Origin of the sequence: Pseudomonas sp. 273, assembly GCF_029201425.1 — a bacterium.
GTDB classification, from domain to species: Bacteria; Pseudomonadota; Gammaproteobacteria; order Pseudomonadales; family Pseudomonadaceae; genus Pseudomonas; species Pseudomonas delhiensis.
In genome coordinates this window covers 1430620-1454079 of the sequence record NZ_CP116775.1, presented here as the reverse complement: position 1 = coordinate 1454079, position 23460 = coordinate 1430620, and the positions used below count along the sequence as shown (strand labels likewise).

Annotated in this window: 21 protein-coding genes; 10 read left to right on the top strand and 11 right to left on the bottom strand. The window is 69.4% G+C overall.

Annotation, left to right across the window (positions count from 1 at the left end; all coding sequences use genetic code 11):
* Nucleotides 1-52 precede the first annotated feature (52 nt).
* Nucleotides 53-1276 (top strand): FAD-dependent oxidoreductase, encoded by a 1224-nt coding sequence (locus PKO50_RS07100; RefSeq protein WP_275629226.1) that lies wholly within the window; start codon nt 53-55, stop codon nt 1274-1276.
* On the opposite strand, the gene PKO50_RS07095 is transcribed toward PKO50_RS07100, so the two are convergent.
* Nucleotides 1273-1782, bottom strand: coding sequence for a TetR/AcrR family transcriptional regulator (locus PKO50_RS07095; protein WP_275629225.1), 510 nt, complete (start codon nt 1780-1782; stop codon nt 1273-1275). The genes PKO50_RS07100 and PKO50_RS07095 overlap by 4 nt on opposite strands.
* A 132-nt stretch (nt 1783-1914) precedes the next feature.
* Here PKO50_RS07095 and PKO50_RS07090 point away from each other — a divergent pair, with 132 nt between their 5' ends.
* Nucleotides 1915-3135, top strand: a complete 1221-nt coding sequence (locus PKO50_RS07090) for an MFS transporter (protein ID WP_275629224.1) — start codon at nt 1915-1917, stop codon at nt 3133-3135.
* 108 nt (nt 3136-3243) lie between these two features.
* Here PKO50_RS07090 and arfB read toward each other — a convergent pair whose 3' ends face one another.
* Entirely contained in the window at nt 3244-3657 is a 414-nt protein-coding gene (arfB, locus tag PKO50_RS07085) for an alternative ribosome rescue aminoacyl-tRNA hydrolase ArfB (RefSeq protein WP_275629223.1), read from the bottom strand.
* A gap of 236 nt (nt 3658-3893) precedes the next feature.
* Here arfB and PKO50_RS07080 point away from each other — a divergent pair, with 236 nt between their 5' ends.
* Nucleotides 3894-4817: a nucleoside-binding protein gene (locus PKO50_RS07080; protein ID WP_275629222.1), complete on the top strand. Its 924-nt coding sequence runs from the start codon at nt 3894-3896 to the stop codon at nt 4815-4817.
* A 415-nt stretch (nt 4818-5232) separates the two neighbouring features.
* On the opposite strand, the gene PKO50_RS07075 is transcribed toward PKO50_RS07080, so the two are convergent.
* On the bottom strand, nt 5233-5613 hold the full coding sequence (locus tag PKO50_RS07075) for an MliC family protein (RefSeq protein WP_109934925.1): 381 nt from the start codon (nt 5611-5613) through the stop codon (nt 5233-5235).
* A gap of 102 nt (nt 5614-5715) precedes the next feature.
* Nucleotides 5716-7125 carry an amino acid permease gene (locus PKO50_RS07070; protein ID WP_275629221.1) on the bottom strand — a complete coding sequence of 470 codons (1410 nt, stop codon included), beginning with the start codon at nt 7123-7125 and terminating at the stop codon, nt 5716-5718.
* A 340-nt stretch (nt 7126-7465) separates the two neighbouring features.
* Between PKO50_RS07070 and PKO50_RS07065 the strand changes: the two genes are divergently transcribed.
* The 3 genes from PKO50_RS07065 to PKO50_RS07055 all read left to right on the top strand — a co-directional run bounded on the left by PKO50_RS07065 (nt 7466) and on the right by PKO50_RS07055 (nt 9843).
* Entirely contained in the window at nt 7466-8254 is a 789-nt protein-coding gene (locus PKO50_RS07065; RefSeq protein WP_275629220.1) for a helix-turn-helix transcriptional regulator, read from the top strand.
* A gap of 436 nt (nt 8255-8690) precedes the next feature.
* Nucleotides 8691-8864, top strand: coding sequence for a DUF1427 family protein (locus PKO50_RS07060; protein WP_074977117.1), 174 nt, complete (start codon nt 8691-8693; stop codon nt 8862-8864).
* 22 nt (nt 8865-8886) lie between these two features.
* Nucleotides 8887-9843, top strand: a complete 957-nt coding sequence (locus PKO50_RS07055) for a zinc-binding alcohol dehydrogenase family protein (protein WP_275629219.1) — start codon at nt 8887-8889, stop codon at nt 9841-9843.
* Nucleotides 9844-9851: 8 nt separating this feature from the next.
* Here the strand turns inward: PKO50_RS07055 and PKO50_RS07050 are convergent, their stop codons facing one another.
* From PKO50_RS07050 to PKO50_RS07025, 6 genes are all read right to left on the bottom strand, one after another.
* Nucleotides 9852-10637: an iron-containing redox enzyme family protein gene (locus PKO50_RS07050; protein ID WP_275629218.1), complete on the bottom strand. Its 786-nt coding sequence runs from the start codon at nt 10635-10637 to the stop codon at nt 9852-9854.
* Between the two features lie 62 nt (nt 10638-10699).
* Nucleotides 10700-13156, bottom strand: coding sequence for an EAL domain-containing protein (locus PKO50_RS07045; RefSeq protein ID WP_275629217.1), 2457 nt, complete (start codon nt 13154-13156; stop codon nt 10700-10702).
* Nucleotides 13157-13563: 407 nt separating this feature from the next.
* Nucleotides 13564-14166, bottom strand: coding sequence for a DsbA family protein (locus tag PKO50_RS07040; RefSeq protein WP_275630434.1), 603 nt, complete (start codon nt 14164-14166; stop codon nt 13564-13566).
* Between the two features lie 39 nt (nt 14167-14205).
* Complete coding sequence (locus tag PKO50_RS07035; RefSeq protein ID WP_109934654.1) at nt 14206-15147, bottom strand: rhodanese-related sulfurtransferase; 942 nt, start codon at nt 15145-15147, stop codon at nt 14206-14208.
* Between the two features lie 110 nt (nt 15148-15257).
* Entirely contained in the window at nt 15258-15566 is a 309-nt protein-coding gene (locus tag PKO50_RS07030) for a BolA/IbaG family iron-sulfur metabolism protein (protein WP_275629216.1), read from the bottom strand.
* 13 nt (nt 15567-15579) lie between these two features.
* Nucleotides 15580-16125: a DUF2059 domain-containing protein gene (locus PKO50_RS07025; protein WP_109934656.1), complete on the bottom strand. Its 546-nt coding sequence runs from the start codon at nt 16123-16125 to the stop codon at nt 15580-15582.
* Nucleotides 16126-16277: 152 nt separating this feature from the next.
* Between PKO50_RS07025 and PKO50_RS07020 the strand changes: the two genes are divergently transcribed.
* From PKO50_RS07020 to aqpZ, 4 genes are all read left to right on the top strand, one after another.
* Nucleotides 16278-17291 carry a DUF2804 domain-containing protein gene (locus PKO50_RS07020; RefSeq protein WP_089393586.1) on the top strand — a complete coding sequence of 338 codons (1014 nt, stop codon included), beginning with the start codon at nt 16278-16280 and terminating at the stop codon, nt 17289-17291.
* 97 nt (nt 17292-17388) lie between these two features.
* Complete coding sequence (locus tag PKO50_RS07015) at nt 17389-18783, top strand: class II fumarate hydratase (protein ID WP_275629215.1); 1395 nt, start codon at nt 17389-17391, stop codon at nt 18781-18783.
* The gene (locus PKO50_RS07010; RefSeq protein ID WP_089393588.1) at nt 18776-19399 is read left to right on the top strand and encodes an NAD(P)H-dependent oxidoreductase; all 624 of its coding nucleotides are present in this window, start codon (nt 18776-18778) and stop codon (nt 19397-19399) included. The genes PKO50_RS07015 and PKO50_RS07010 overlap by 8 nt, the downstream gene beginning before the upstream one ends.
* Before the next feature lie 151 nt (nt 19400-19550).
* The gene (gene aqpZ, locus PKO50_RS07005) at nt 19551-20237 is read left to right on the top strand and encodes an aquaporin Z (protein ID WP_275629214.1); all 687 of its coding nucleotides are present in this window, start codon (nt 19551-19553) and stop codon (nt 20235-20237) included.
* 661 nt (nt 20238-20898) lie between these two features.
* Here aqpZ and PKO50_RS07000 read toward each other — a convergent pair.
* The gene (locus tag PKO50_RS07000) at nt 20899-23457 is read right to left on the bottom strand and encodes a TonB-dependent receptor (RefSeq protein ID WP_275629213.1); all 2559 of its coding nucleotides are present in this window, start codon (nt 23455-23457) and stop codon (nt 20899-20901) included.
* Nucleotides 23458-23460 lie beyond the last annotated feature (3 nt).

Genomic DNA, 23460 nt, shown 5'->3' with positions numbered 1-23460 from the left:
ATGGCGAAGGGGGTTCAGGATCGGAGGCTTTCCATCGGCCAAGGACAGCCCCATGCACCAGCCCACCGCCTGGCACGTCACCCACTGGAGCGACGACCCCTTCAGCCTCGGCGCCTACAGCGCCCTGCTGCCCGGCGGCACGCCGGCGCACCGCGCCACCCTCGGCGATTGCCTGGCCGGGCGCCTGGTGCTCGCCGGCGAAGCCTGCAACCCGCGGGCGCCAGCCATGACCCACGGCGCCTGGGACGATGGCCTGCGCGCCGCCGAACTGGCCCTGGGCGCGGGTGCCCGCCGGGTGATCGTCATCGGCGCCGGATGCGCCGGCCTGGCCGCCGCGCGGCGCCTGCGCGGGCAAGGCGTCGACTGCGTGGTGCTGGAAGCCCGCGAGCGCATCGGCGGGCGCACCCACAGCATCCGCCTGGGCGCGGTGAGCCTGGACGTCGGCGCCGCCTGGCTGCAGCAGTTCGCCGACAATGCCCTGGCCGGCGAAGCCCTGCGCCTGGGGCTGAGGCTGGTGGAAACCGACTTCGCCAAGCCGCTGGCCGCCGCCAGCGATGGCCCGCTGCCGGACATAGACGCGGCCTGGCAGGCCCTGCGCAGCGGGCTGGACCGGCAACTGCCGCTGGCCGAGGGCATCGAGCGCTACCTGGCCGGCCTGGACAGCGCGCAGGCCCGCGCCACGCGCTTCGCCATCGACGCCAACCTGATCCTCGAAGCCTGCCTGCCGCTGGCGCAACTGTCGGCAGACGCCCTGGACGAGGATGGCGTGGGCAATGGCGACCGCTTCCTGCCCGGCGGCTACGGCCAGCTCATCGAGCACCTGGCCCGGGGCCTGGACATCCGCCTGGGCCAGCCGGTGACGCACATCGACTGGTCGGGCGAGCAGGTCCGGGTGAACGACGAGCGGGGCGACTTCTGCATCTGCAGCGTGCCGCTGGGCGTGCTCAAGACGCTGCGTTTCGCCCCGGCGCTGCCGGCGGCGCAGCAGGACGCCCTGGCCCACCTGGGCATGGGCCGCCTGGAGAAGGTGGTGCTGCAGTTCGAACGGCGCTGGTGGCCGCGTTCGCCCTCGGGCTACCTGCGCTGGTACGACAGCCCGGCGAGCTGGGGCGAATGGCTGGACCTCACCGATGCCGTGGGCACGCCGACGGTAGCCGGGCTGATCGCCGCCGACGCGGTGGAACGCCAGTTCGCCGGGCGCAGCGACGAACAGATCGCCCTCGCCGCCCGCGACGCCCTGCAGGCCTGGGCCGCCGCGCTGCAAGGCTCGCGCTAGAACCCTTCGAGGGTAGCGTCCAGCAGGCGTTCGAGGTAGGCGCTGCCCAGTTCCTCGTTGGAGAACAGGATGCGGTAGACCAGCGGGGCCATCAGCCGGTCGACGATCCGGTCCACCGCCGGCAGGGCCTCGCCGCGCCCGGCGGCGCGCGCGAGGATGCAGTCGAACTGGCCGCGGGCGATCTCCAGGCAGCGCCCGGAGCAGCCGCCGCCGGCCGCCAGCAGGTCGAGCACCACGGCGCGGCCGGGCACCGAGGCGGTCTCCTCCATGTACTGCTCGCCCCAGGCGCGCAGGTCGCCGCGCAGGCTGCCGGTGTCCGCCGGCTCGGCATCCGGGCGGATGCGCTGCAGGGCGACGTCGCCCAGCAGTTCGTTGAGGTCGCCCCAGCGCCGGTAGATGGTCGAGGGCGTCACCCCGGCGCGCGCGGCTATCAGCGGCACCGTCAGTTCGCCACGTTCGCGCTCCTCCAGCAGTTCCGCCACCGCCTTGTGCACCGAGGCCTGCACCCTCGCGCTGCGGCCCCCGGCCGCACGCCCTGATTGATCGCCATAGTCACCTTAACGCAAAGAATTTGCTTTTGTGCCGAAAGAGGTCCAGCATCTCGCAAAAGCTAAATATTAGCCTTTGCGAGGCCGAACATGACACCCACCTTACCCAAAAGCTCGGGCGAACGCCGCCCCGGCCTGCCCCCAAGGGCCGCCACCGGGCTGCTCGGCGCCATCCTCATGGGGTTTCTCGCCGCCGCCAGCGCGCCCACCCCGCTGTATGCGCTGTACCGCGAAACCTGGGGCTTCTCGCCCACGTTGCTGACGCTGGTGTTCAGCATCTACGCCGGCGGCCTGTTGCTGGCGCTGCTGGTGTTCGGCTCGCTGTCCGACCACCTCGGCCGCCGCCCGCTGATCCGCGCCGCGCTGCTCATCGAGCTGCTGGCGATGGCGGTGTTCCTGTTCGCCGGCTCGGTCCAGGCGCTGATCCTGGCGCGCCTGCTGCAGGGCTTCGCCACCGGCCTTGCGACCAGCGTGCTGGGGGCCGCCCTGCTGGACTTCGACCGCGAGCGCGGCCCGCTGGTCAACAGCATCGCCCCCATGCTCGGCCTGGCCCTGGGCGCGCTGGGCAGCAGCGCCCTGGTGCAGTTCGCCGGCGAGCCGCTGCACCTCGTGTACCGGGTGCTGTTCGGCCTGTTCGCGCTCTGCCTCGTATTGCTGTGGCGCCTGCCGGAGAGCGTCAGCCCGCAGCCGGGCGCCCTGGCCTCGCTGCGCCCGCGCATCCGTATCCCGCCCCAGGCGCGCCGGGCTTTCTGGAGCGTCGCACCGCTCAACGCCAGCCTCTGGGCCCTGGGTGGCTTCTACCTGTCGCTGGGGCCGAGCCTGGCGCGCCAGGTCAGCGGCCTGCAGGCGCCACTCACCGGCGGCATGCTGGTGTTCCTGCTGACCGCCTGCGGCGCCCTGGCGATCTTCACCCTGCGCCACGGCACGGCAGCGGTCATCCTCCGGCGTGGCGGCCTGGCCCTGGTCGGCGGCCTGCTGCTGACGCTGCTGGGCATCGACAGCGGCAACGCCTGGCTGTTCTTCTCCGGCACCGCGGTGGCCGGGCTGGGCTTCGGCGGCGGCTTCCTCGGCGCCTTGCGCGCAGTGGTGCCGCTGGCCCATGCCCACGAGCGCGGCGGGCTGATGGCCAGCTTCTACGTGCTCAGCTACCTGGCCTTCAGCCTCCCGGCGGTGCTCGCCGGCAGCGCCACCCAGCGCTACGGCCTGGTCCCCACCACCAACGGCTATGCCGGCGTGCTCATCCTGCTGGCCAGCCTGGTGCTGCTGTTCAGCTGGCGCAACGCCAGGGCCGCGGCGCCGACGGCCGGCTAACCCCGCGAGCACGATCCCCAGGCTGCGTAGGATGGCGTCGAGCGCAGCGATACCCATCTAGGGGGGTCGCCTCGCTCGTCCCATCCTCCGAAGAGCCGGCAGGCCCCTTCAGTAATCCACCTTGCCCCGCCCGGCCTTGATCGCCCCGCGCTTGCTCTTGCCTTCCAGGCGGCGGGTCTTGGAGCCGAGGGTCGGGCGCGTCGGCTTGCGCTTCTTCTGCACCTTGGCCACCGAGCGGATCAGCTCGGCCAGGCGCTCCAGCGCGTCCTCTCGGTTCTGTTCCTGGGTGCGGTACTGCTGGGCCTTGATCACCACCACGCCGTCGCCGCTGATGCGCTGGTCGCTCAGCGCCAGCAGGCGTTCCTTGTAGAAATCCGGCAGCGACGAGGCGCGGATGTCGAAGCGCAGGTGCACCGCGCTGGACACCTTGTTGACGTTCTGCCCGCCGGCGCCCTGGGCGCGGATGGCGCTCAGCTCGATTTCGGCGTCGGGCAGCTGCACGGTGTTGGAGATGATGAGCATGGCGGGGGATTCGGGCGAAAGGAAAGCACAGCATAACGCGCAATCCCGAGCCGGCACAGAACGCGGACCAGCGCGGCGCAAGGCCGATTCCTGACTCGCGGATCAATTTTTGAATACACTTGTGTATACAAAAATCTCTTGCAATGAATCCAACAGACCTTTAGAACCGTCCCTGTCCGACCGCGGGCAGTCACGCGGCAACCGGCCCCATAACAACAACAAGATCGAGGTGCAGCATGTTCCGCCCGGTTCCATCCGTGCCGGCGCCCAGCGCCGTCCGCCACCATCCGCGTACGTCCCGCCGCCTGAGCAGCGGCAGCCGTATCGCCCTGAGCGCCGCGCTGCTGGCCGGCCTCCCCCTGGACGCGGCCGTCGCCGACGACGACCGCTTCTTCGAGTGGACCAGCAACACGCTGGGCTTCCGCTACGGCCAGCAGTTCACCAACCCGAACAACCCGGACAAGTTCGCCAAGCGCATCTACAGCTTCAGCCACGCCGACGGCTACCGCTACGGCAGCAACTTCTTCCACCTGGACGTGTTCCTCTCCGACAGCCGCGACCCGCGCAAGGGCACCGACCACGGCGGCAGCGAGGTCTACGCGGTGTACCGCCACCAGCTGTACGCCTCGCGGGTGTTCGACCTGCCGCTGGGCAAGGGCCTGGTGAAGGACCACGCGCTCACCCTCGGCTTCGACGCCAGCCGCAACAACAACCTGGCCTCGGCGAAGAAGCGCGCCCTGGTGATCGGCCCCACGGTGAAGTTCAACGGCGCCGGGGTGCTCGACCTGAGCCTGATGTACTACCGTGAGAAGAACCACTTCGGCGTGCCCGGCGCGCGCCACCCGGAGCACACCTTCGACGGCACCTACATGGTCAACCTGACCTGGCTGAAACCCTTCCAGCTCGGCGAGCGCATGGCCAAGTTCCAGGGCTTCCTCAACCACGTCGGCGAGAAGGGCGAGGACTACAACGACAAGGACACCGCCCCCGAGACGCTGGTACGCACCTCGCTGATGGTGGCGGCCCTGCCCGGCGCCAGGCGCCAGCCGAACCTCTGGCTCGGCGTGGGCTACGAGTACTGGCACAACAAGTTCGGCGTGGACGGCGGCACCGGCAGCCGCACCTCGACGCCGACGGTGAACCTCGAGTTCAGTTTCTGAGGTTCGTGCCGCCGGTTGGCCCTGAGCGGTTGGCGGGAAGATCGCGGACGGAGTCCGCTCCTACAAACCGTACCTCCCTGGAACTGTAGGAGCGGGCCCTGCCCGCGATTTCGCGCGCAGGGCGCGCTCCTACAGGGGAATGGCACGACTCGGGCTGCGTAGGAGCGGACTCTGTCCGCGATTCGCGCAGGGCCCATTCATGCCACCGACGAAAAAGCCCGGTACTGCAGGCTGTGTGAAAACCTCAGGATCGGTCCCACTGGTTAAAAAACAACCTGGATTTCGCGTTTCTACGTGGATTCTGGATTGGCTGAATAGCCAAGCCTCTTCAGATTTCACGTAGGAACGCGCTCTTCGAAGAGCCGCTCGGTTTTTCACACAGCCTGACTGGCCGGGCTTTCTCGTTGCAGCGAACTCAGCGCTCCTTGCAGGAAACGCCATCGGCGGGCTCGCCGCCCTTCCAGTCCTTGTACAGGGTGGCTTCCTCGCCCTTGGTCCACCACACGTACTGGCCGGCGGCGTATTTGGCGCCGGAGGCGGAGATGACGTTGGCGAACACCAGGCTGGAGCTGTCGCTGACCGGCACCACCGCCAGGTGGTTGTCGCCCTTGTTCAGGTACTGGACGCTGAACTTGCGGCCGTCGTCGCACTTGTAGTCGACGCTGCGCGAATCCAGCTTGGCGTCGCCGGGCAGGACCAGCGCGTCCACCGGCGGCGCCTTCTTCTCCTCGCCGCCACCACAGGCGACCAGCAGCACGGGAACGGCGGCGGCCAGCAGCCAGAATGCTTTTTTCATGGGTGTCCCTCTGACGAAAAATGGCCCGGACACTCTAGCCAAGGTTCGCCGCCAGCGGCAACGCCGCGCGCCCCGGCGAAAAGTCGGGCGCGCGGCGGGCCTTCACTCGGCCAGCGCCAGCGCCGGCTGCGCGGCGCGCGAACGCTTGAGGCGGTAGCAGGCGAACATCACCAGCAGCCACAACGGGATCACGTACACCGAGACCTGGATGCCCGGGATCAGCGCCATCACCCCGAGGATGAACAGCACGAAGGCCAGGCACAGCCAGTTGCCGTAGGGATGGAAGATGGCGCGGAAGGCGGTGCGCACGCCGTCGCGGTCCATGCGCTGGCGGAACTTCAGGTGCGCGTAGCTGATCATCGCCCAGTTGATCACCAGCGCCGCCACCACCAGGGACATCAGCAGCTCCAGCGCCTGGTGCGGGATCACGTAGTTGACCACCACCGCGAGGAAGGTCACCAGCGCCGACACCAGCAGCGCGCGTACAGGCACGCCGCGCTTGTCCACCTGCGCCAGGGCGCGGGGCGCATCGCCCTGCTCGGCCAGGCCGACCAGCATGCGGCCGTTGCAGTAGGTGCCGCTGTTGTAGACCGACAGCGCCGCGGTGAGCACCACGAAGTTGAGGACGTGCGCCGCGGTGTCGCTGCCCAGCAGCGCGAAGACCTTCACGAAGGGGCTGCCGCTGTAGTCGTCGCCGGCCGCGCTGATGCTCTGCAGCAGGCTGTCCCAGGGGGTGAGCGCGAGCAGCACGGCCAGCGCGCCGACGTAGAAGATCAGGATGCGCCAGAGCACCTGGTTGATCGCCCTGGGGATCACCGTCTTCGGCTGGTCGGCCTCGGCGGCGGTGAAGCCGAGCATTTCCAGGCCGCCGAAGGAGAACATGATGAAGGCCATGGCCATCACCAGCCCGCTGGCGCCGTTGGGGAAGAAGCCGCCGTGGCTCCACAGGTTGCTCACGCTCGCCTGCTCGCCGCCGTGGCCGGAGAACAGCAGCCAGCAGCCGAGCAGGATCATGCCGACCACGGCGCTGACCTTGATCATCGCGAACCAGAACTCGGCCTCGCCGAACAGCTTGACGTTGGCCAGGTTGATGAGGTTCACCAGCACGAAGAACACCGCGGCGCTGGCCCAGGTGGGCACGTCCGGCCACCAGTAGTGCACGTACTTGCCCACCGCGGTGAGCTCGGACATGCCGACCAGGATGTACAGCACCCAGCAGTTCCAGCCGGAGAGGAAGCCGGCGAAACCGCCCCAGTACTTGTGGGCGAAGTGGCTGAAGGAGCCGGCCACCGGTTCCTCGACGATCATCTCGCCGAGCTGGCGCATGATCAGGAAGGCGATCAGCCCGGCGATGGCGTAGCCGAGCAGCATCGACGGCCCGGCCGACTTGAGCACCCCGGCCGAGCCGAGGAACAGGCCGGTGCCAATGGCGCCGCCGAGGGCGATCAGCTGGATGTGGCGATTCTTCAGGCCGCGCTGCAACTGGCCTGCGTGCTGGGTATCACGCGTCATTGCGTCACCTTTTGTTGTTATCTGTGACGGAGGGGACCCCGCGGTTCGTGGCCGCGCGGCATGCAAGGCTCATCGCGCCGCGACGAATTGCCGCCGGGCGCTGGGCTGGCGCCATATCAGCCGCTGCGGCCAATGGGAACAAGTCCGAAGCCCTTGTGGGAAAGCGCCCCGCGACCACCTCGGCCGGCAGCTTTTCGTTACAGCCATGGCGGACCGCGCATCGCGTCGGCGCCAGCGTAAAACCTTCGTTACACAGCGGTTCGCCAGCTTTCCAGGGCAGATGCAAGGCGCCGGCGGCGCCGCTACCATGCGCGGCATCGACCTTCGTTTCCGGTGAGCCATGGCCCGCGCCGCCCCGCCCGACCTCAGCGATACCCAGGTGCCCCTGCGCGGCCTGGCGCGCAGCTACCCGCGCGGGCTGTACATCGAGCCCCACGAGCACGAGTGGGGCCAGGTGCTCTACGCCATGTCCGGGCTGATGTGGCTGGAAACCCCGCAGGAAGCCCTGCTGCTTCCGCCGCAACGGGCGGTCTGGCTGCCGCCCGGGGTGCCCCATGGCATCCGCGTGGTCAGCGAACTGCAGATGCGCAACATCTACCTGCGCCCGAGCCTGGCCGGGGTGCTGGAGGAGCGCGTGCAGGTGTTCGAGGTGGACACCCTGCTGCGCGAGCTGATCCTGCGCCTGGTGGAACAGGAACAACAGCCCGACGCCGAGTACTACCGCGCCCTCTCCGACCTCTGCGTGCTGGAGCTGCGCCGCGCCCGCAGCAGCCTGCCGCGCATCCCCCTGCCGGAAGACGACGACCGCCGCCTGCTCGCCCTGTGCCGGGCGGTGATGGCCAACCCCAGCGCGGAAATCCCCATGGAGCAGCACGCCGCCGACGTCGGCGCCAGCGTGCGCACCCTCGCCCGCCTGTTCCAGCGCAGCCTGGGCATGGGCTTCGCCGCCTGGCGCCGCCAGGTGCAGTTGGCCACCGCGGTGGCCGCCCTGGCCGCCGGCACCCCGGTGAACCGCATCGCCCACGAGCTGGGCTACACCCCGGGGGCGTTCAGCGAGATGTTCCGCCGCGAGCTGGGGGTGGTGCCTTCGGCGTGGGTGGCGACGGGGCCTGGTCCGATCGGCGGATAACGCTTCGCGTTATTCGCCCTACGCGCCCCGGCACTTCCCGTAGGAGCGGGCCCTGCCCGCGATTCGCGCGCAGGGCGCGCTCCTACAGGAGAATGGCGCGGATGGGGCAAGGAGCAACTGTCTTGCAGGCCGTGCCGGGGTGCTCTTCGTAGGAGCGAGCTTGCTCGCGAATGGGCCCGCAGCGGAGTGTGTTCGCGAGCAAGCTCGCTCCTACGAGAAGCCATGCTCGCCTGCAATGTAGGAGCGGATCTTGTCCGCGAATCGCGCCGATACCTCCGGCCATCGCGGGCAGGGCCCGCTCCTACAGGCACCGGCAACCCCATCGCCACGGATGCATGGGTGGCGCAACCTGTCCGAAATTCCGAAGTCCTTGACCGATCCCCCTCCGCCACCCGCCCTAGACTGCCTCCACCCAGCCGAACGTCCCGGAGGCCCCATGAACTACCTGATCTCGCTGGCCATCGGCGTCGCCGTCGGCGTGCTCTACAACCTGCTCGACTTCCGCTCGCCGGCGCCGCCGCTGGTGGCGCTGGTCGGCCTGCTCGGCATGCAGCTGGGCGAGAGCCTGCTGCCGGTCGGCCGCGAGCTGGTGCTGCGCTGGTTCCACTGATCCCCTTCCGACGGAGACTCCCATGCAAGCCCTGCAATTCGCCCGTACCGGCGATCTCGATGCCCTCCAGCGGGTCGAACTGGCCGACCCCGTTCCCGCCGCCGACGAGGTGCTGGTGGAGGTGCGCGCCGCCGGCCTCAACCCCAGCGACGTGAAGAACGTGCTCGGGCGTTTCCCCTACACCACCCTGCCCCGCGTGCCCGGCCGCGACTTCGCCGGCGTCGTGGTCAAGGGCCCGCAGGCGCTGCTCGGCCAGGCCGTGTGGGGCACCGGCAAGGAGCTCGGTTTCCTCCGCGACGGCAGCCATGCCGGCCTGCTGGCCCTGCCGGCGCGCGGCGTGGCGTTGATGCCCAAGCGCCTGGGCTTCGCCCAGGCCGCCAGTTGCGGGGTGCCCTACACCACGGCCTGGGACGCCCTGGAGCGCAGCGGCGTGAAGGCCGGCACCCGGTTGCTGGTGATCGGCGCCGGCGCGGTCGGCTCGGCCGCGCTGGACCTGGCCCGCGCCCGCGGCGCCGAGGTGCTGGCCGGGGTGCGCCGCACCGGGCAGGCCGCCGCGCTGCAGGCCCGCGGCATCGCCAGCCTGGTGCTGGAGCAGCCGGAACGCCTGGCCGGGCAGGTCGACGCGGTGTTCCCCGGCGGCGCCGAGGTGATCTTCGACACCACCGGCTTCTGGCTGCCGGCATCGGTCACCGCCCTGGCCCCCTTCGGCCGCATCGCCATCATCGCCGCGCCGGTGGACGGCCACGTGCAGTTGCCGGCGCTGGCGCTGTACCGCCGCGGGGGAACGCTGGTGGGGGTCAATTCGCTGCTGTACGACAGCGTGGCCTGCGCCCGCATGCTCGAGCAGTTCGGCCGCGGGTTCGACGAGGGCAGCCTGCCGCTGCCCGGGGAACTGCGCGAATCGCCGCTGGCCGAGGGCCTGCAGCGCTACCGCGAGGTGAACGAAGGCAGCAGCGACAAGCACATCCTGCTGCCCTGAGGCGGGCTTCAGCCGGCCACGCGCACCTGCGGGCGGCGCGTGCTGCCGGCCAGTTCCCGGGCCAGGCAATGGTCCAGGAACAGCTCCATGTAGCGGAAGCTCTTGCAGACGGCCGCACGCAGCACATCCCAGCGCTCGGCGGAGACTTCCTGGCCGCACAGGGTGCAGATGATCTCCAGGGCCTCCCAGGGGTGGTCGTCGTCATAGTGGGCGTGCAGGCGCAGCCACTTCATCGCGCTCTTGCGCAGTTCCGCCGGCAGCGTCTGCTCGTAGGCATCGCTGGAACAGACCAGCGCCGACCAGTCGCCGGTCACGCCTTCCACCGCGTAGTTGGTGGCCGCCATGGCCACCGCCAGGTCGTCCGAGGCGCTGCTGTGCCAGCACCAGTGGCCGAGGGCATGCAGCGCCTCGGGCACGTCCTGCGCGCGCAGCGCCGCCAGGCCCACGCCGTAGGCTTCGGCCCAGCGCAGCCAGTGGTCGGCATGGTTCAGCTCGACGCGGATGTTGCGCATCAGCCAGCGCCGCGCCATGTCCTCGCCGGGGGAGCGGCCGAAACGCGTCTTCAGCAGGTTCTGCGACATGTACAGGGGGAACTGCTCGACCACCGGCCAACCGCCGATGAGGTAGGTGCGCATGCTCGCGGCGGACACCTGGCCGTCGCGCAGGCGCCGGTAGAACTCGTGCCCGGACACCGCGCGGCGGGCGCCGTCGCAGGCGGCCACCAGGTCCTGTGCCCACTGCGGGTAGCTGGTCAGGTCCTTCAGGGGCCCGACGCGGAGAAACGCTTCGTTCATGCTTGCCCATCCCTGTGCATCGATGAAATCGACCGCCAGCCTAGATGACAACCTGCGGACTGTCACCGTCCGGAGGTGGTGTCCGGCTCCGCCAGGGCCGGCTCCGTGCGCCCGGAATAGTGGCGGCTGAACGGCTGCGGGCGGCCCACGGCGTAGCCCTGGGCATAATCGATACCGATTTCCCGCAGCACGTCGAGGATCTCCTTCGACTCGACGAACTCCGCCACCGTGCGCTTGCCCATGACGTGGCCGATCTGGTTGATCACCTGGACCATGGCGCGGTCGATGGGGTCCTCGAGCATGTCCTTGATGAAGCTGCCGTCGATCTTCAGGTAGTCCACCGGCAGGTGCTTGAGGTAGACGAAGGAGGACATGCCGGCGCAGAAGTCGTCGAGGGAGAAGCGGTAGCCCATGGCCTTGAGTTCGTGGATGAACTGGGTGGCGCTGACCAGGTTGGCGATGGCGCTGGTCTCGGTGACCTCGAAGCAGATGTTCTCCGGCGCCAGGCCATAGGTCGGCTGCAGCTCGCGGAGCATCTGGATGAAGCTGGCGTCGCCGATGGTGGCCCCGGACAGGTTGATGGCGCAGGTGGTGATCGGCTCGCAGCCGGCCTCGCGGCGTTCGGCGAGGATCTCGAAGGCGCGGTTGGCCACCCAGCGGTCGATCAGTGGCATCAGGCCGTAGCGTTCGGCGGCCGGGATGAAGTCGTTCGGCGGCACCAGGCGGCCGTTCTCGTCCAGCACGCGCAGCAGCAGCTCGACGTGCAGGCCCTCCTCGGCCTGCGGGTCGACCGCCCGGATGGGCTGCGCGAACAGGCGGAAACGGTCCTCGTCGAGGGCCTGGCGGATGCGCTGGACCCAGGCCATCTCGCCGAAGCGCATGGACAGCTCGCTGTCGTCCGGGCTGAACACCTGGGCGCGGTTGCGGCCCTTCTCCTTGGCCAGGTAGCAGGCCATGTCGGCGCAGCGCAGCGCCTCCTCCACCGACACCAGCATGGCCGAGACGTGCACCACGCCGATGCTGACGGTGATGTTGAAGGGCCGCCGGTCCCAGATGAAATGCAGGCCCTCGACGCCCTGGCGGAGGTTCTCGGCGACCTGCTCGGCGACCTCCGGCGGGCAGTTCTCCAGCAGCACGCCGAACTCGTCGCCGCCCAGGCGCGCCAGGGTGTCGCCTTCGCGCAGGCAGCGCTCGAGGATGCTGCAGGTCTGGCGCAGCAGTTCGTCGCCGGCGGCGTGCCCGCAGGTGTCGTTGACCAGCTTGAACTGGTCCAGGTCGAGGTACATCAGGCTGTGGCGGCCATTGCGCTGCGACGAGCGCTCCAGCGCCTGCTCCAGGCGGTACTCGAACTCGCGGCGGTTGCTCAGGCCGGTCAGGGAGTCGTGGGTGGCCTGCCAGGACAGGCTTTCCATGTACTGCCGCTCGCGCGTCATGTCGTGCAGCACCAGCGCCGCGCCGACGATGCGGCCGCCGACGCGGATCGGCGTGCCCACCAGGGTCACTACCACGCCGCTGCCGTCCAGGCGCTGCAGCAGCTTGCTGACCTCGCTGCCGGCCTCCACCTCGCCGCGCAGGACCTGCCCGACCAGGGCCAGGTCCTCTTCCTCGGAAGCCTCGTCGAGCATGCGCAGCAGCGACTTCAGCGGCAGGCCCATGGCCATGTCGCTGTCCCAGCCGATCATGCGTTCGGCGGCCGGGTTGAGGTAGGCGATGTTGGCGTTCTCGTCGATGGTGATGACCGCGTCGCCGATCGCCGCCAGGGTCGTCTGGGCCCTCTCGCGCTCGCTGTCCAGGGCGCTCTGGAAGGCGCGCTGGGCCAGCAGCAGCTTGCGCGTGCGCCAGGCCGCCAGGACGATCAGGGCCAGGCCGCTGGCGATGTTGGCCGCCAGCAGCAGGCGCATCACCGCCCGCGAGCCCTGCGCGAGGGCGGCGCTGAAGGCGCTGGAGGCGGGGCTCACGCCTTCGTTGATGGCCTCGATGCGCTGGTCCCAGTAGCTGATGTCGCCGGGGCCGACCTGGCCGGCCTGGATGCGCTGGTGCATCTCCTGGGCGATGGCTTCGAGTTGGTCGAGGTAGCGGTCGCCCTCCTTCCAGTAGCGCACCGCCTCGTTGAAGTAGCTGAAACCGTGGAAGTAGCGGTAGAGCCAGATGATGGCGTCGACGTCGTCGGGATGGTTGCCGCCGGCCAGGATGCCCTTGCGCGCCAGTTCGTAGTCCGGCTGCGGGCTGTCCAGGGCGGTGCGCAACAGGCGGTCGCCGAGGGGGATGGCGATGGCATCCCGGTAGCGCCGGTAGTCGTCGGCGTCGCGCGTCTCGCCGTAGCGCTGCAGGTAATGGATGGCGTCCTTCTGGCCCTTGGACCAGAGGCTCTCGCCGCCGACGTAGGCGCGCACCCCGGAAATCAGGTAAAGGCTGCCTACGCCAAGCAATCCCTGCAGCAGGACCACGGCGATGAACGGCCATACCAGCTTCCACAGCCGGGAATCATGGCGAATGCGGCTCAGCCCAGTAGCACCCATGGATATTGTCGGATTCCTTTCGTGTCCCTACCGCTGCGGCAGCCCGCCGTAGCCGGACTGGAGCGCAACGGCCCCTCCTTACTCTTAGTGCATGGTAGCCATTCCACAAGGCGGGGGTACAGGGCTCGCACCGAGGAAAATCGCAAAATTGTCCGACAAGATGCCGGCCGCCGCCGCCTCCGCGGCCGCCAACCCCTGCGCCAGAGCCGTCGGTCAGCCGACGGGCGACAGTGACGCCCCTCGTCGGCCATCGGTTCATGCTGAGTTCGATTCGCAAGCGGGCTCGCGCCTGCATCCTCCGGCAGGCACAACACCCGTAGGATGGGTGGAGCGAAGCGATACCCATCAGCATGGCGCGGAGGGTATCGCTCAACCTTTCCTACGAAAGCATCTCGACGCGGCCGGCGTCAGCCCTGGCGCCCGCGCTCCAGCCAGCGCTCCAGCATCGGCGCCAGCTCCTCCAGCGGCTGGTAGCCGTTGGTCAGCAGGGCCAGCTGGCCGTTGCGCTCGGCCAGCAGCGTGGGGAAGCCGGCGATGCCCAGGTCGCGGGCCCAGGAGAAGTCGGCCTGGGTCGCCAGGTGGTTCTCCTGGCTGTCGAACAGCTCGGCGAACTCGATGCGCGGCAGGCCGACGCCTTCGGCCAGTTGCGCCAGGGCGGCGGCCTCGGTGACGTCACGGCCGTCGACGTAGAAGGCCTGCTGGATGGCCTTGACCAGCGCCCAGGCGGCCTCCTCGTCCAGGCGCCGGGCGGCGACCACCGCGCGGCAGGCCGGCTCGGTGTCGTAGACGAAGCCCTCGGGCAGCGCGCCCTCGAAGCGGAACGGCTGGCCGGTGGCCAGGTGCACCGCCTGCCAGTGCTCGAGGATGTAGCGCCGGGTGGCCGGCTCCAGCGCCGCGCCATGGCCGGTGCGCAGCCCGCCCATGACCAGGGCCAGGGGCACGCCGGCGGCGCGCGCCTGCTCGATCAGCGCCTGGGCCACCGGGGCGAAGCCCCAGCACCAGGAGCACATGGGGTCCATCACGTAGAGCAGGCGGGCGTTGGCCACGGATCAATCCTCCAGGGCGACCTGCCGCGGGTCGCGGCCGATGGGGTGGGGCTGGTTGCGCAGCTTCGCCAGCTCGATCTGCTTCTGCCGCTCGCGGGCGCTGGCGCGGGTCTTCTCCGGCAGCGAGTCCCAGCAGTGCGGGCAGCTGATGCCCGGCGCGTAGTGCTCGCTGGCGCGGTCCTCGCTGGAAATGGGATTACGGCAGGCGTGGCACTGGTCGTAGTCGCCCTCGGAGAGGTCGTGGCGCACGGTCACCCGGTTGTCGAACACGAAGCAGTCGCCGCGCCACAGGCTCTGCGCCTCGGGCACTTCCTCCAGGTACTTGAGGATGCCGCCCTTGAGGTGGAAGACCTCCTCGAAGCCCTCGCCGAGCATGTAGCTGGAGGCCTTCTCGCAGCGGATGCCGCCGGTGCAGAACATGGCGACCTTCTTGTGCTTCGCCGGGTCGTAGTGGGCCTTCACGTACTCGGGGAAGTCGCGGAACGACTTGGTGCGCGGGTCGACGGCGCCCTCGAAGGTGCCGATGGCCACCTCGTAGTCGTTGCGGGTGTCGATCAGCAGCACTTCGGGGTCGCTGATCAGGGCGTTCCAGTCCTGCGGCTCGACGTAGGTGCCGACGCGGCGGTTGGGGTCGACGCCGGGCACGCCCAGGGTGACGATCTCTTTCTTCAGCTTGACCTTGGTGCGGTAGAACGGCTGCTCGTCGCAGTAGGACTCCTTGTGGTCGACATCGGCCAGGCGCGGGTCGTTGCGCAGCCAGGCGAGCAGGCCATCGATGCCCTCGCGGGTGCCGGACACGGTGCCATTGATGCCTTCCTCGGCGAGCAGCAGGGTGCCCTTGATGCCGTTGTCCAGCAGGGTCTGCAGCAGGGGTTCGCGCAGCGCGACGTAGTCCGGCAGGGAAACGAACTTGTACAGCGCCGCCACGACGATGGAGCGGGTCATGGGGTACATCCTCCAGTGGTCGCCCGCGTAAAGGGCGGACCGGGTCAGAAAAGACAACGCCGGCATCGGTTGCCGGCGTTGGCGCATTCTACCGCAAGCCGCGGGCAGCGTCAGTGGTCGTGCTTGCTGCCGCCGCGGCAGGTCGGCGAGTCGGGCGCGGCGCCCTGCTCGGCCCATTCCTCGGGGGTGTAGGTGTGCAGCGCGAGGGCGTGGAACCGGCCCATCAGCTCGCCGAGGGTGGCGTAGACCTTCTGGTGCCGCTTGACCGAATTCAGCCCGGCGAACACCGGGCTGACGATCACCGCCTTGTAGTGCGTTTCCTGGCCGCGGCTGTGCATGTGGCTCTCGTCCAGCACCTGCAGGTGCTGCGGTTCGAGGCCGCCGGCCAGGGCGGACTGGATACGTTCCTGCATGCTCATGTCACGGTTTCCGTCACTTCTTGGCCGGGGCCTTCACGCCCAGTTCCTTGTCCATGTCGGCCAGCAGCTTGTTCACCGGGTCGACGGCGGTCTGCAGCTTGGCCTGGGTCAGCTGGGCGGACTGCGCGGTCAGGCGCGGCATCTTCTGCAGGACCTTCTGGCCCAGCGGCGAGGCATAGAAGTCGTTCAGCTGCTTGAGCTCGGACTCGGTGAAGTTGTCGGAGTAGAGCTTGACCAGGTCCGGCTTGATCTTGTCCCAGCCCACCGCGCGGTCCAGCTCGGCGTTGGCCTTGGCCTGGTAGCGGTCGAGCACCGCCTTCTTGCTGTCCGGCGCCTTCGACTGGGCGAAGTGCTGGGCGAACATCTGCTGCACCTGGGCGTAGACCGGCACCGTGAGCTTGTCGGCGTGGACCTGCTTGAGGAACTTCTCGGCCTCGGCGGCCGAATCGGCCAGGGCCATGGAGCTGAAACCAACGAGGAGTGCGGCGGTGCAAAGCTTGCGAAGGGCGGTCATGGGCAGTCCTTGAGTCTGTCTGGTGTGTCCCTTGGGACCCGCCATTCTGCGCCTAAGTTCGGAATGCCCTCAAGCGGGAGTCGAGCAACGGCGTTTATGCCAGCCCAATGGCAGAAATGGCTGAAAGTTGCGGCCCGCTCTTGTCCTGCCAGCGGCGAATCGGCATGCTGGGTCAGATTGTCACATGGACGTGTTCGATGACCTCCCAGGCCCGCCTCACGCTGCCTCCCGCCCTACCGATGCTGTGCGATGCACGGGGCCACCTGGACCCGGGCGCCATCGGCTGGTCGTCGCGGCCGCTGCTGGATTGCGCCCTGCCCGGCCAGCGCGGCCGGCGCAAGCGCTGGAACCACTGGTGCCTGATCAGCCCCGGCTGGATGCTCTCGCTGACCATCGCCGACCTCGACTACCTCGGCTACGGCGCCCTCTACTTCCTCGACCTGGACACCGGCAAGGCCTACGCCCGCACGCAAATCTGCCCGCTGGGCCTGCGCTGCGAGCTGCCCGACCACCCCAACCAGAGCCATGCCTTCCACCACGAGCGCCTCAACCTGGGCTTCGACGACCAGGGCGCGCGCCTGCGCATCCACGCCGACGCCAGCGACCTGGGCGGCCTGCCGCTGTCCCTGGCGCTGGACGTGCAGCGCCCGGCGCACCTGGACTCGGTCAACCTGGTGGTGCCCATGGGCGGCAACCATTTCCACGCCTGCAGCCGGCAGATGGGCCTGCCCTTCACCGGCACCCTGCAGCTGGGCGACGAGACCTACCAGGCCCAGGCCGGGCAGAGCTTCGCCGCGCTGGACTTCGGCCGCGGCGTCTGGCCCTTCCGCAGCTTCTGGACGCGCGCCGCCTTCGCCGCCCCCGGCGGCATCGCCGGCAACTTCGGCTCGGGCTGGACCGACCACAGCGAGCACAAGGAGAACGCCCTGTGGTTCGGCGGCGAGCTGCAGCGCCTGCGCGGCGAGGTGGACATCCGCCAGGAGCCCAACGACCCGCTCGCCCCCTGGCGCCTGACCACGCAAGACCAGCGGGTGGACCTCGCCTTCACCCCGCTCAAGCTGCACGAGGCCTCGCCGCGCCTGGGCCTGCTCTACGCCCACACCAGCCAGTGGTTCGGCCACTACGACGGCTTCCTGCGCAGCGCCGCCGGCGAGCAGGTGCCGGTCAAGCGCGCCCTGGGCTGGATAGGCGCCACCCACGCCCGCTGGTAGGCCCGCCGGCAAGCTATCGGCGCCATTGACGCAGCGCGGAACCCGAACCCCGGTACAAGGCCTAAACTCCCTCAGACCATTGTGGGAGGACGCCTTCATGAAACGGACCGAAACCGACAGCCTGGGGCCCATCGAGGTCGACGAGCAGGCCTACTGGGGCGCGCAGACGCAGCGCTCGCTGGAGAACTTCGCCATCGGCGGGCAGCGCATGCCGCTGGCCGTGGTGTATGGCCTGACGCTGGTCAAGAAGGCCGCTGCGCGCATCAACGTGCGCCTGGGCGAGCTGCCGGCGGAGATCGGCCAACTGATCGAACAGGCCGCCGACGAGATTCTCGCCGGCCAGCACGACGACCAGTTCCCCCTGGTGGTCTGGCAGACCGGCAGCGGCACCCAGAGCAACATGAACGTCAACGAGGTGATCGCCGGCCGCGCCAACGAACTGGCCGGCAACGCCCGTGGCGGCAAGGCCCCGGTGCACCCCAACGACCACGTCAACCGCGCGCAGAGCTCCAACGACAGCTTCCCCACCGCCATGCACCTGGCCGCCGCCCGCGCCGTGCACGAGGACCTGCTGCCGGCCATCGCCGAACTCAGCGGCGGCATCGCCGCGCAGTCGGCGCGCCACGCCGACCTGGTGAAGACCGGGCGCACCCACCTGATGGACGCCACGCCCATCACCTTCGGCCAGGAACTGTCGGCCTTCGTCGCCCAGCTCGACTATGCCGAGCGCGCCATCCGCGCCGCGCTGCCGGCGGTCTACGAACTGGCCCAGGGCGGCACCGCGGTGGGCACCGGGCTGAACGCCCCGGCGGGCTTCGCCGAGGACATCGCCGCGGAGCTGGCCGGCCTCACCGGCCTGCCCTTCGTCTCGGCGCCGAACAAGTTCGCCGCCCTCGCCGGCCACGAGCCGCTGGTGACCCTCGCCGGCGCCCTGAAGACCCTCGCCGTGGCGCTGATGAAGATCGCCAACGACCTGCGCCTGCTGGGTTCCGGCCCCCGCGCGGGCATCGCCGAGGTGCGCCTGCCGGCCAACGAGCCGGGCAGCTCGATCATGCCCGGCAAGGTCAACCCGACGCAGTGCGAGGCGCTGTCGATGCTGGCCTGCCAGGTCATGGGCAACGACGCCGCCCTCAGCTTCGCCGCCAGCCAGGGCCATCTGCAGCTGAACGTGTTCAAGCCGGTGATCATCCACAACCTGCTGGAGTCCATCCGCCTGCTGGCCGACGGCTGCCGCAACTTCAACAGCCACTGCATCGCCGGCCTGCAGCCGGACGCCGAACGCATGGCCGAGCACCTGGAGCGCGGCCTGATGCTGGTCACCGCGCTGAACACCCACATCGGCTACGACAAGGCCGCGGAGATCGCCAAGAAGGCCTACAAGGAGGGCACCTCGCTGCGCGAGGCGGCGCTGGCGCTGGGCTACCTGACCGACCAGCAGTTCGACGAATGGGTCCGCCCGCAGGACATGCTGGAGGCCGGGCAGCATGGTTGAATCCGGCAAATCCGGCGCCACGCCCCTGGAGGGCGACGGCAAGCGCATCCTGGTGATCCTCGGCACGCCCAAGGCCGACGGCTTCTGCCACGCCCTGGCCGACGCCTACCAGCACGGCGCGCGCAGCCGCGACCACGTGGTGCGCACCCTCAAGCTCGGCGAGCTGCGCTTCGACCCGGTGCTGCGCGGCGGCTACGAGCGCAGCCAGGACCTGGAGCCGGACCTGCTCGAGGCCCAGCGCCAGGTGCACTGGGCCCAGCACCTGGCGTTCGTCTACCCGATCTGGTGGGGCGGCCTGCCGGCGCTGCTGCAGGGCTTCTTCGACCGGGTGTTCCTGCCCGGCTTCGCCTTCCGCTACCGCACCCCGCAGGACCGCGAGTGGGAACCGCTGCTGGGCGGGCGCAGCGCCGACCTGCTGGTGACCCACGACCAGACGCACTGGCGCTACCGCCTGCGCCAGGGCGCCCCGGCGCACCGCCAGATGGTGCGCTGCATCCTCGGCCCGTGCGGCATCGCCACCCGCCACCTGGAGGAGTTCAGCCCCATGCGCGGCGCCAGCGAAGAGCAGCGCCAGGCGTGGCTCAAGCGCGCCGAGCAGTTGGGCGCGCAAGTGTGAACCCCCGGGCAGGCCGGCGGCCGTTCCGTCGGCCCGCCCCGGGTGCCGGGGCTTTTCCAGACGTTCCCTAAAGCCCCCTCCCACCCTCCTCGCCTAGCATCCCGGCCCTCGCCGCCATTCCAGCGGCGCATTGCCTGTCTAGGGAGGAAACATGTTTCGCAAACTCGGTGCCGAACTGCTCGGAACCTTCTGGCTGGTCTTCGGCGGCTGCGGCAGCGCCGTGCTGGCCGCGCAATTCGGCAGCGTCGGCATCGGCCTGCTGGGGGTGTCGCTGGCCTTCGGCCTGACCGTGGTGACCATGGCCTACGCCGTGGGGCCGATCTCCGGCGGCCACTTCAACCCGGCGGTGAGCCTGGGGCTGTGCGTCGGCGGCCGCTTCCCCGCCCATCAACTGCTGCCCTACGTGCTGGCCCAGGTGGCCGGCGGCCTGCTGGCGGGCGCTGCGCTCTACTGCATCGCCAGCGGCGCCGCCGGCTTCGACCCGCTCAAGGGCTTCGCCGCCAACGGCTACGCCGAGCATTCGCCGGGCGGCTACAGCCTGCAGGCGGTGCTGCTGTGCGAGGTGCTGATGAGCGCGGTCTTCCTGTTCATCATCATGGGCGCCACCGACCGCGACGTCCCGGCCGGCTTCGCGCCGCTGGCCATCGGCCTGGCCCTGGCGCTGATCCACCTGGTCAGCATCCCGGTCAGCAACACCTCGGTGAACCCGGCGCGCAGCCTGGGCGTGGCCCCCTTCACCGATCCCTGGGCGCTGCAGCAACTGTGGGCGTTCTGGGTCGCGCCGCTGGCCGGCGGGGTGCTGGGCGCGCTGGCCTGGCGGCTGATCCGCGGGCGTTGAGCGCCCCTGGACGGAGTCCGCTCCTATAGGAGAAATACGGCATTCCCAGCGAATGTAGGAGCGCGCCCTGCCCGCGATTCGCGCGCAGGGCGCGCTCCTACAGGGAATGACATCGGCGCTCGGGCTTTCCCCTCACCCCAGCCCTCTCCCGGAGGGAGAGGGGGCTAGTCCGTGCCGAGAGACGGCCTGGTTTCAGCCGGTAATCCCTGTGCTAGCCGGCTAACGCCGAAACACCAACGTACTCCGAACGGTCCCCTCTCCCTCCGGGAGAGGGTTAGGGTGAGGGGCCGTAGGCCTGCTCGCTCGATTCCGCTCCCCCACACGCTCCGTGAGGCCATGCACTTGTAGGAGCGGGCCCTGCCCGCGATTCGCGCGCAGGGCGCGCTCCTACAGGGAATGACATCGGCGCTCGGGCTTTCCCCTCTCCCCAGCCCTCTCCCTGAAGGGAGAGGGGGCTAGTCCGTGCCGAGAAGGGAAATGGAGTCAGTTGGGAATCCCGCAGTTGCCGGCTAACGCCGAAACACCCGCGCACGCCAAACGGTCCCCTCTCCCTTCAGGGAGAGGGTTAGGGAGAGGGTGCTCTTCGGAACTCACCTCCCCCGGCAAACACAACGCCCCATAGGACGGGCCGAGCAAAGCGATCCCCATCGCCACCACAACCTCAGAAGTACTGAGTCACACTGAACTTCGCATTACGCCCCTGGCTGTAGACGTTGTCCCCCGACAGCGCCGGGTGGTAGTCGCGGTTGAACAGGTTATCCACCGTGAGGTTCAGCTCGGTGTTCTCCAGGCCCAGGCGCCGCGGCTTCCAGCTGGCGAAGACGCGCTGGGTGTCGTAGCTGTCGTTGACCGTCTGGTCCCAGTAGCTGTCGCCCGCCACGGTGCCCATGCCGCCGGAATACTTGTCGCTGGGCAGGCGGTCGGTCTGGCGGACGAACTCGCCCTGCCAGCCCATCTGCGCGTCCCAGTCGGGGAACTTCACGCCGAGGGTCGCCACCCATTTGGCCGGCGGCACGTCGCGGGCCCAGACGTTGGGGCCCCAGGGGTTGCTGTAGGCGCCGTCGTGCTTGCCTTCCACCCAGCTGTACGACAGCCCGGCGAACAGCCGCTCGCTGTCGTAGAAGCTCTCGATCTCGAAGCCCTTGTAGGTCGCCCCCGGCAGGTTGCGGTAGTTGCTCAGCGGCAGCATGCCGGCGCAGCTGCCGCCGATGCTGCCGTCGTCGATGGACTGCTGCTCGCAGGCCACGCTGCGGGTGCGGAAGATCTCGTCCTTGATCTTGTTCTGGAACAGCGTGGTGCGCACCTGCAGGTTGTCGCCGGCGACGAACAGGTCCGGCAGGTTGACGATGTTGCCCAGGCGCAGGGCGTGGATGCGCTCGGCGTCCAGGTCGCGGCTGGTGGCGCTGATGGTGCTGCTGTTCTGCACCTCGTACTGCTCGTCGATCACCGGCGCGCGCCAGGTGCGCGAGTAGTCGGCGAAGAAGGCCACGCGCTCGGTGGCGGTCCAGAACAGCGACAGGCGCGGCGACCAACCGCTGTAGGTCTGCGCGCTGTAGTCGTGGCCCTGGGCCGGGTTGTCGTAGAGCGGCGCGTCATTGGCCTTGCCGGCGTTGCGCACCTGGTCGAAGCGCAGCGACGGGGTGACGGTCACGCTGCCCCAGGTCAGCGCGTCCTGCACGTAGGCGCTGCGGGTGAGCTGCTTGCCGCTGGGCATGAAGGCCGGCTGGAAGCGGCCGTAGTTGTAGCGCGCGGTGTCGTAGGTGGAGCCGGGGATGTACATCTGCGTGTCGCGGGTGTGCTTGTGCAGTTGCGCGCCGACGGTGAAGGCGTGTTGCAGCGGCCCGGTGTCGAACAGGCTGGTGTTGCGCAGCTCCAGCACCTTGTCGCGGTAGTCGGTGTCCATCTTCTGCCCGCCGGTGGCGACCTGGAAGAAGGCATCCGGGTTGCGCTCGTCGGTCTGCTCGACGTGGGACTCGGAATACTGCAGCAGCAGGTCCACCAGCGGGTTGTCGATGGGGTGGTACTGGTACTTGCCGGACCAGGTGGTGTCGGTGGTGTCGCGGTGCGCCAGCAAGCGCTTGAGCGCGGCCTCGTAGCCGTACTTGTCGATGCTCGACTGGGTCGGCGGGGTCGGGTAGCTGGCCGAGGAGAACGGCGTCCAGCGCGTGCTTTGCGAGCGGCTGTAGGAGAAGCCCAGGTCGTTGTCCGGGTTGGGGTGCAGGTTCAGCTTGAACAGCCCGGCGTCCAGGTCCTGGGCGCTGTTGGGCAAGCGCTGCGGGTTGATCGGGTAGCGCCCCTCCGGGTCGGGAATGTGCCCGGCCAGCTTGATGTCGCGGCCGTCGCGCACGGTGTAGTAGGCCAGGGCGTCGACCTTGCGGTCCTCTGTGCGGCCGTAGACGGCGCCACTGTAGATCTTCTGCTGGTCGTTGGAGTGGTAGCCGTACTTGAGCATGGCGCCGACGTCCTTGCCGTCGCGCAGCAGGTCGCCGGCGTCCTTGGTCTCCATGTGCACGGTGCCGCCGAAGCCGCCGTTGCCGTTGAACACCGAGTGCGGGCCCTTCTCCACCTCGATGCGCTTGATCAGCTCCGGCTCGATGAACACGGTGCCCTGCTGGTAGCGCTCGAAGCCGCTCTTGGGCGCGCCGTCGAGGGTGAAGGGCACGTCCTCGGCGTCGCCCAGGCCCCAGATGTTGACGGTCTGCCCGCCGGGCTTGGGCGAGCCGCCCATGCTCACCCCGGGCAGGGTGTCGAGCAGGCTGGGGATGTTGTCGGCCTGGATGCGCTCGATGTCCTTGCGCGTCAGGGTCGAGCGCCCGACGCTGCTGGCATCCACCGACTGGCCGGTGCCGACGATGGTCTGCGCGTCCAGTTGCAGGGCGTTGTCCTGGAAGGCGTCGACCTTGCCGCGGCGGCGCACCACGAAGCCCTGGCCGGCCTCCACCAGCTCCAGCGAGGTACCCTGCAGCAGGCGCTCCAGGGCTTCGCGCACGCCGTAGCGGCCCTGCACCGCCGGCGCCTGCAGGCCCTGCAGCTGGGCCTCGTCGAACAGCACCTGGACCTGCGCCTGCTCGGCCAACTGGCCCAGCGCCGCGCTCAGCGGCTGCGCCGGCAGCGCCAGCTGCAGGTCGGCGCCGCGGCTGTATTCGGCCAGCAGCAGGCCGCCGAGCAGCGCCGCGCAGGCCAGCGGGCGGGAAAGCGGAAGGGTGAAGCGAGACAACATGGC

What these genes read in the sequence shown, in the direction of transcription:
- PKO50_RS07100 (WP_275629226.1), top strand. Translation starts at nt 53, where the DNA reads ATGCACCAGCCCACCGCCTGGCACGTCACCCACTGGAGCGACGACCCC.
- PKO50_RS07090 (WP_275629224.1), top strand. Translation starts at nt 1,915, where the DNA reads ATGACACCCACCTTACCCAAAAGCTCGGGCGAACGCCGCCCCGGCCTG.
- arfB (WP_275629223.1), bottom strand. Translation starts at nt 3,657, where the DNA reads ATGCTCATCATCTCCAACACCGTGCAGCTGCCCGACGCCGAAATCGAG.
- PKO50_RS07080 (WP_275629222.1), top strand. Translation starts at nt 3,894, where the DNA reads ATGTTCCGCCCGGTTCCATCCGTGCCGGCGCCCAGCGCCGTCCGCCAC.
- PKO50_RS07075 (WP_109934925.1), bottom strand. Translation starts at nt 5,613, where the DNA reads ATGAAAAAAGCATTCTGGCTGCTGGCCGCCGCCGTTCCCGTGCTGCTG.
- PKO50_RS07070 (WP_275629221.1), bottom strand. Translation starts at nt 7,125, where the DNA reads ATGACGCGTGATACCCAGCACGCAGGCCAGTTGCAGCGCGGCCTGAAG.
- PKO50_RS07065 (WP_275629220.1), top strand. Translation starts at nt 7,466, where the DNA reads ATGGCCCGCGCCGCCCCGCCCGACCTCAGCGATACCCAGGTGCCCCTG.
- PKO50_RS07060 (WP_074977117.1), top strand. Translation starts at nt 8,691, where the DNA reads ATGAACTACCTGATCTCGCTGGCCATCGGCGTCGCCGTCGGCGTGCTC.
- PKO50_RS07055 (WP_275629219.1), top strand. Translation starts at nt 8,887, where the DNA reads ATGCAAGCCCTGCAATTCGCCCGTACCGGCGATCTCGATGCCCTCCAG.
- PKO50_RS07050 (WP_275629218.1), bottom strand. Translation starts at nt 10,637, where the DNA reads ATGAACGAAGCGTTTCTCCGCGTCGGGCCCCTGAAGGACCTGACCAGC.
- PKO50_RS07045 (WP_275629217.1), bottom strand. Translation starts at nt 13,156, where the DNA reads ATGGGTGCTACTGGGCTGAGCCGCATTCGCCATGATTCCCGGCTGTGG.
- PKO50_RS07040 (WP_275630434.1), bottom strand. Translation starts at nt 14,166, where the DNA reads ATGTGCTCCTGGTGCTGGGGCTTCGCCCCGGTGGCCCAGGCGCTGATC.
- PKO50_RS07035 (WP_109934654.1), bottom strand. Translation starts at nt 15,147, where the DNA reads ATGACCCGCTCCATCGTCGTGGCGGCGCTGTACAAGTTCGTTTCCCTG.
- PKO50_RS07030 (WP_275629216.1), bottom strand. Translation starts at nt 15,566, where the DNA reads ATGAGCATGCAGGAACGTATCCAGTCCGCCCTGGCCGGCGGCCTCGAA.
- PKO50_RS07025 (WP_109934656.1), bottom strand. Translation starts at nt 16,125, where the DNA reads ATGGCGGGTCCCAAGGGACACACCAGACAGACTCAAGGACTGCCCATG.
- PKO50_RS07020 (WP_089393586.1), top strand. Translation starts at nt 16,278, where the DNA reads ATGACCTCCCAGGCCCGCCTCACGCTGCCTCCCGCCCTACCGATGCTG.
- PKO50_RS07015 (WP_275629215.1), top strand. Translation starts at nt 17,389, where the DNA reads ATGAAACGGACCGAAACCGACAGCCTGGGGCCCATCGAGGTCGACGAG.
- PKO50_RS07010 (WP_089393588.1), top strand. Translation starts at nt 18,776, where the DNA reads ATGGTTGAATCCGGCAAATCCGGCGCCACGCCCCTGGAGGGCGACGGC.
- aqpZ (WP_275629214.1), top strand. Translation starts at nt 19,551, where the DNA reads ATGTTTCGCAAACTCGGTGCCGAACTGCTCGGAACCTTCTGGCTGGTC.
- PKO50_RS07000 (WP_275629213.1), bottom strand. Translation starts at nt 23,457, where the DNA reads ATGTTGTCTCGCTTCACCCTTCCGCTTTCCCGCCCGCTGGCCTGCGCG.